The sequence below is a fragment of the Pseudonocardia sp. SID8383 genome, assembly GCF_009864975.1.
GTDB lineage: Bacteria > Actinomycetota > Actinomycetes > Mycobacteriales > Pseudonocardiaceae > Pseudonocardia > Pseudonocardia alni.
In genome coordinates this window covers 1-1,462 of sequence record NZ_WWFY01000314.1, presented here as the reverse complement: position 1 = coordinate 1,462, position 1,462 = coordinate 1, and the positions used below count along the sequence as shown (strand labels likewise).

Here is a 1,462-nt window from a genome sequence, read left to right as displayed (position 1 = left end):
GGCCCGCCTCGGCCGCGGCGGCACGCAGGTCCGCCCAGGGCGCGGAGACCGCGGCGTCGAGGTCGGTGACGTCGGAGGTGACGACCGGCAGGAACCCGTCGGCCCGTTCCGCGATCCTCCGGCGTGCCCGGGGGCTGAAGCCGCCCAGGTAGACCGGCACGTGCCGCGGCCGGGCGTGCACGTACGACGGCGCGACGCTCGCGAACCGGCCGGTGAACTCCACCGGGTCGTCGTGCCACCAGGCGTCGAACAGGTCGAGGGTCTCGTCGAGCCGGGCGCCGCGCTCACCCATCGGGACACCCACCGCGTCGTACTCCTCGGGCGACCAGCCGATGCCGAGGCCCAACAGCAGCCGTCCGCCCGACAGATTGTCGATCGTCGCCGCCTGCCGGGCCAGCAGCGCCGCCGGGTACCAGGGCGCGTTGAGCGTGCTGGTGCCGAGCTGCACCCGCGCGGTGACGGCGGCCGCCGCGGTCAGCAGCGCCAGCGGGTCGTGCGCGGCGGTGAACTGCTCGGGCACGCTGCCCGGGTCGCCGGGCCCGCCGCCGTAGCCGACCGTCGGGTCGACGGCCACCAGCAGCCGGTCGCCGGTCCACAGGCTCGCCGCGCCGCGCTCCTCGGCGCCCGCCGCGAACCGCATCGTCCCGTCCACGTGGGCCGCGGCCGCACCGAACTGCGGGATCCCGAAACCGATTCGCACTTGACCTCCAGCCGCTGGAACACCCGACGCTGTACCCGTGACCGCACCACCTACCGATGATCACCCTGTCACGCTGACGATCGGGCAGCTCGCCCGGCGCAGCGAGGTCCCCGTGCGCACGCTCCGTTTCTGGTCGGACGAGGGGCTCGTCCCCGCCGACCGCAACGGCGCGGGCCACCGGGTCTACGGACCGGCCGCGGTCGCACGGCTCGACCTCGTGCGCACCCTGCGCGAGCTCGGCCTGGGCCTGGACGACGTGCGCGCCGTGCTGTCCCGCCGACGGGGGGTCGGCGAGATCGCGGCGGCACACGTCCGGGCCCTGGACGACCGGATCCGGGAGCTGCGGGCGCAGCGCGCGGTGTGCGCCCTGCTCGCCCGCACCGGAGCCGGTGACACCCCACCCGACGAACGGAGCGTGACCCTGATGAACGACCTCGCCCGGCTGTCCGCGGCCCAGCGCCAGCACCTGATCGACGACTTCGTGACCGAGACCTTCGCCGGCATCGACGACGACGCGCCCGGCGCGGGCATCGCCACCGGCATGCGGTCGATGCCCGCCGAACTCCCCGACGACCCGACCCCCGAGCAGGTGGGGGCCTGGGTGGAGCTGGCCGAGCTGGTCGCCGACCCGGGGTTCCGGGCCCGGTGCCGGGAGATGGCCGTCACCGGGGCCACCGCCCCCGAGCACCACGAGCGGGGGGCCGACCCCGCCGCGGTGGCCGAGCACGCCGGGGCCGCGCTCGCCGCGGGCGTCGACCCGGC

Annotated in this window: 2 protein-coding genes; one reads left to right on the top strand and one right to left on the bottom strand. The window is 76.4% G+C overall.

Translation table 11 applies throughout. The features are described 5' to 3' along the window. On the bottom strand, positions 1-700 hold a 700-nt coding region (locus GTW08_RS07705; RefSeq protein ID WP_161151673.1), incomplete at its 3' end, for a TIGR03619 family F420-dependent LLM class oxidoreductase. Between the two features lie 37 nt (positions 701-737). Between GTW08_RS07705 and GTW08_RS07700 the strand changes: the two genes are divergently transcribed. Next, positions 738-1,462 (top strand): MerR family transcriptional regulator (locus GTW08_RS07700; RefSeq protein WP_346009874.1); only part of this gene is annotated, 725 nt, incomplete at its 3' end.